General features: G+C 57.3%; 2 protein-coding genes and 1 pseudogene. All 3 read right to left on the reverse strand.

The window, feature by feature from the left end:
• Positions 1–1,014: pseudogene (locus KIP88_RS47665) on the reverse strand (hypothetical protein); the annotation flags it as partial.
• A 1,547-nt stretch (positions 1,015–2,561) separates the two neighbouring features.
• On the reverse strand, positions 2,562–3,656 hold the full coding sequence (locus tag KIP88_RS45295) for a HigA family addiction module antitoxin (protein ID WP_057850887.1): 1,095 nt from the start codon (positions 3,654–3,656) through the stop codon (positions 2,562–2,564).
• A gap of 40 nt (positions 3,657–3,696) precedes the next feature.
• On the reverse strand, positions 3,697–4,035 hold the full coding sequence (locus KIP88_RS45300; RefSeq protein ID WP_057901262.1) for a type II toxin-antitoxin system RelE/ParE family toxin: 339 nt from the start codon (positions 4,033–4,035) through the stop codon (positions 3,697–3,699).
• Positions 4,036–4,414: the final 379 nt, after the last annotated feature.

The raw sequence follows: 4,414 nt of genomic DNA on the forward strand, positions 1-4,414 counted from the left end.
CGGGATGGATTGATCATTCAGATGATCCAGCACTCGCCGAAGCTCCTCCGGAGCAATCTGCTGTGGATAGAACGCGACGTGCTCTTGGACGAAAGCCGACGGGGCGGATTGATTATCCCGCCGTCCCTGAAGCTCCTCTCGTCGAGTGTCAGCTTCCTGCGACCCGCTGTACTGCGCAGCGGTGGCGCCGACGCGCCTCCGCTCCATCACTACCGCCTCTTCGGGATTGATGAGGGCCACGTTCAAGGCGTGAAGATTCAGCTTGGCGCGGCGTATGATCGGCGCGGCTCCTGACCGCAAGGTCCGGAGATGGTCTAATGCCCTAATGAGGAGCCTCGGATCACCCTTTCCGATGTACTCGTGCACGTCACTGCCATTCAGCGAATTACTGTCGAGCCGAGCAACAATGCTCGGTTTCTTTTTTGCGAAGAGCCAGCGGCTAAAGCCAAGAAGAGAACTTACATACCGCTCGGCAGTGACTTTGGCGCTCCCGTCCTTGATGAGGGCCTCCCCAAGCCCGAAAATCGCGGGAGCATCATCGGAATAAAGAGGCCGCCTGTCGTGCCGTATCAGAACCCCCGTTGACTGAGCCGGCTGCAGCGCCGAGGCTGGCGGCATTGCTCCACCACCTTCACCTGAATTGGCGATCTCGCTCAGCTGCCGCTCAATGGCAACGCCTTGCGGATTGTTTGTGGTCCTCGGCCTCTTCGCTGCTCTCAACCCAGCTGTATCACGCTCATCGTTGATGAGGACCTCCTCCCTTGGCAGGATATTGCTCCTTGCAATTGCACCCATCAGCCCGTTGGGGGACTGCTGGCCGTCGCTAGACACATTGGTACGGAGGCCACCGGGCGGCCCCCGATCGGGCATCGCGGCACCGGCTGGGCGCGCCTGGTGCAATTGCTGCTCAAAGGCCCCTTGGCCGACGTCGCTCGCTTCGGGCTCGTGCGAGACGGGGGGCTCTACCTGCGGCCAACCTCTTACATTGAATGAGTCAAAATTGTGCGGGTCCATCGCAGCCTCACGTTTACAAATCACCTGAGCAACCTTACTCGGGCAAGCTTTCGAAAACCTGACGAGGCCGTCGCTCGTCAAGTAATGCATCGCCACATTCGCAAAAAACGAGACTGCCCCGCGGCTCTCAATGGTCAATCATGGTGTCGAGGATAGCCACAGCTTGCACGACGTCGAGGCCATTCTCCTGTGCCGCCGCTACTGTCGTCGTTCGACGCTGCGTGTTGTTGTGTGTTCAACCGTGTCTGGTTGAAGACATCCATGTCTGGAGCCAGACACCAACGCAAGTAATTCGCCCGCTCGGCGCGAAGCACATGGTCTTGTCCCCTGATCAAGCAAGGCTCGTACCAAGGTCTTGGTCGGCAAGCCTGAGCCTGCGCCAGATCGGCTACGCGCTTCGGAAGTACGGGATTGTAACCAATCTGCCCTGATCCGGACTGTTGAGCTTGCGAGAATCTGGCTCGGTCTGTTCTGCGCCCACCTCCTGACGAAGCAGCTTCACACTTGCAAATCTGCACAAGTATCCGGGCTTCCCGCCCGAAGTGAATAAGTTCAGTGGGTTTCCGGAGCGGACCAACGACTTGACCTTCTCAACGATTTCATCGGGCAGCTTGCTGCCCTGTCGTGCGTTGATCTTGTTGCAGAGCTTGCAGTAGCGATATTGCCTCCCGTTCACATGATTTTTGTAAGATAGCCCATGCACTGCAAACTCGTGGCCGCGCCGGCAATGTGTGCGGGAGCTATAATGTGCGCCTTTCAGCTTGTCCGTCGCCTTTGCATTCGCAATAGCAAGCCGCTTGGCTTCCGCGCCCCACTCCGGATAGAGCTTGCAGTGCTTGCGAAATTTCGTAAGCGATGCGATTGCCGGACTAAATTTCCCGCCGCCGCAGATGCGTCTTAGCGTTCGGCCGGCGCCGTAATGCTTTCATGGTTTCGTCGAGGCAACTGCCGACCTTCGAACAATCGCTTTGGTGCGGACAGATGGCACAGGCTTCCATTGTTATGTTCAGCTCCACCATTGCGCGTGATTGCGCCGGCAGATGCAGAGCCTGAGTCGCGGCGGAGCGGTGGCGGTCCCTGCCACAGCCCTTCCAAAATCGAAGAGAGCCAACTTTTGAGTCGCGGGCCTATTGCCCTCGCCTCACGGTTGCGGAACAATCAGACTGTCTTTTCAGGGGGCTGATATGGCTATTTTCCTAAAGATCGTTTCCGGCGTTTATCTCGCTTTGTTTGGCTGGTACTTTTCCTGACGTTGAGCGTCCCAACGCCTTTGAACGCTTCCGTAGCGAGCGCTGGCGCTAGCGTTATCGACTTCATGATTGCAATCGGCCTATCTATTCCGGCGGTTGCCCTCTTCGCCTTCGGCCAGGTGGTCGGCGACGTCCGGATCATGCGCAACAATGCGCGGCTACAGAGCGAACACCTAAAAGCGATGCGGGCGTATTACGAGCCCAGCAATTCCCGGTGAGGCAGGAGACAACGAAACGGATCACGAAGCCGCATGCTGGATTCCACCGGACTGGCCCAGAAGCGCGCCTGCCTTGACCTCAATCCTTCAACTCATAGCGAGCTTTGAGGTGATGGAAATGTTTGAAGTCAATCACCCTGTGATGCTGAAGCATTCCAACGACTATACCGGGGTGTATCCCTAACTCGCCCGCGAATGTAACTATGGCCTTCGCTGAGCGCGGTCGCGTAGCCTTGAACGCCGCAAAGCGTTCAGTTCCGACCAATATGTCTTCAGCCCATGCATCGGCTTCATCTTCGAATCCATCACCTTCGCCGCCGTGATCGTCCGCGAACGCTCTCCCCTTATGCAGGGTGATATGCGCCGCTTCATGAAAAAATGTCCACCAAAAGTGGTCATTAGTTTTCATGCGTAGAGACATTTGAATAATCGCCCGATTGCCTTCGATCCATCGCGCGGAGCCATACAAGCACGTCTTCTCGATCGGCTTTTCGAGAACCATCGCAACCCCCGCACCACGGCACAACTCAACCATCCGGGGATAGAACTCTTCCGGGTCTTTCACGGTGAGTGTGCGAATCTCTCGAACTGCAACCGCAAACTTTCCTTCGTCATATGCAGGAATATCCATCGCGCGCGCCTGCCGCTCTCCCAGAAGAAGCCACGCTGCAACGTGATACGGGGACGTTTTATGGGCCTTGGACTGACGGTGACGTACAGCCATATTCGCCAGACGGGCGTCGAATGCCTCAATGCCGCCTACTCCGAAAAATTGGAGAAGGCCATCGAAAAGCCGGGCCGGCTCATTTGTGGCCGGGAGTATCTTGCGTTCCTTCAACACCTTCACGGGGAAGCGAGCCAAGGTCGCCTTTGCTTGTTCTGCTTCAACTTCCTTGGCCGCCTTTGCCTGATGCAAATCCCAGTCCGCCTGAAGGCCGGTCCAAATATCAGCCTTCATGCCGAGCACCCGCTCAAGCTTAAGTGCGGTCTCGGCTGTCACCGGATTCGCGCCACCTAGAATGGTGCTAACCAGCTTCGGCGTCATGTTGGCCAGACGCGCAAATTCCGCCTGCGACAGGCCCCTGCTCGCTAGATGCTCTGCCAGATGTTCGCCAGGATGGACTGCCCAGTCAGGCGACCAGGCCTTCTTCTGTGCCGCTCCGAATCTAGCCATCTCTTTACCCTCGTTCAAATTGTGACCAGCTCTTCGCTTTTTACTTCCCGTGATAGTCGTCGACCGCTTCAATCATGATCGCCGTTACCCTCAATGGATCAATTCCGCCATCTTCCTTTGTTGGCACCGGCTGATGATCGGGCCGGAAAATTAGGCGCCAGTTATCCTTCAGCACGACGGCGAAGCGACCAGCAAGGTTCATCTTCAATTCATGGCACCGCTCAGGCGGCGTGCGGGGGACATCCGCCAAAGTCGGGGCGTTTGCCAGCACGCCAAGTCGCATCTGGATGGGCTTGGCCAGCTGCCCGAAAGCCTTTTTGAGCTCTGCCTCGGACTCCATCTGTCGACGGAGCTTTTTGCTCGAGAAGTCCAATTCCATGCCCGGGGGCCGCCCGTTACCTAGAAGGTAATAAACCACGAATCGTTACGCAATAGGTAACAGGACAATCCGACCGTTAAAAGGATGGACCACTCAAAGTTCCGGTGAATTTTGCCGATTTGGCCATTTTTTCTCGGAGGTCGTTCAACCGCTTCCGCCGGCAGCTTCCATTCAGCGAGCGGCGATCGAAAAGACGAGATCGCCCGCGCGTTCGCCAGCTTGATCCATGCGCACCGGCGGCGCCGAACGACCCTTGCGGCAGGACCGGCATTTTAACGAGGCTTCCAGCTTCCAGATCGGCGTATCCCGTGGCCGGCGGATGGCATCGAGCGGCAGGCTAGCCCGGGTGTTGCAGCGTTTCGACCTCGAGCCAGCCTAG

This window comes from Bradyrhizobium sp. SRL28 (assembly GCF_018596315.1).
GTDB lineage: Bacteria > Pseudomonadota > Alphaproteobacteria > Rhizobiales > Xanthobacteraceae > Bradyrhizobium.

Bases quoted from the DNA above. Each gene is read 5' to 3' on its own strand.
- KIP88_RS45295 (WP_057850887.1), bottom strand. From the start codon at position 3,656: ATGGCTAGATTCGGAGCGGCACAGAAGAAGGCCTGGTCGCCTGACTGG.
- KIP88_RS45300 (WP_057901262.1), bottom strand. From the start codon at position 4,035: ATGGAATTGGACTTCTCGAGCAAAAAGCTCCGTCGACAGATGGAGTCC.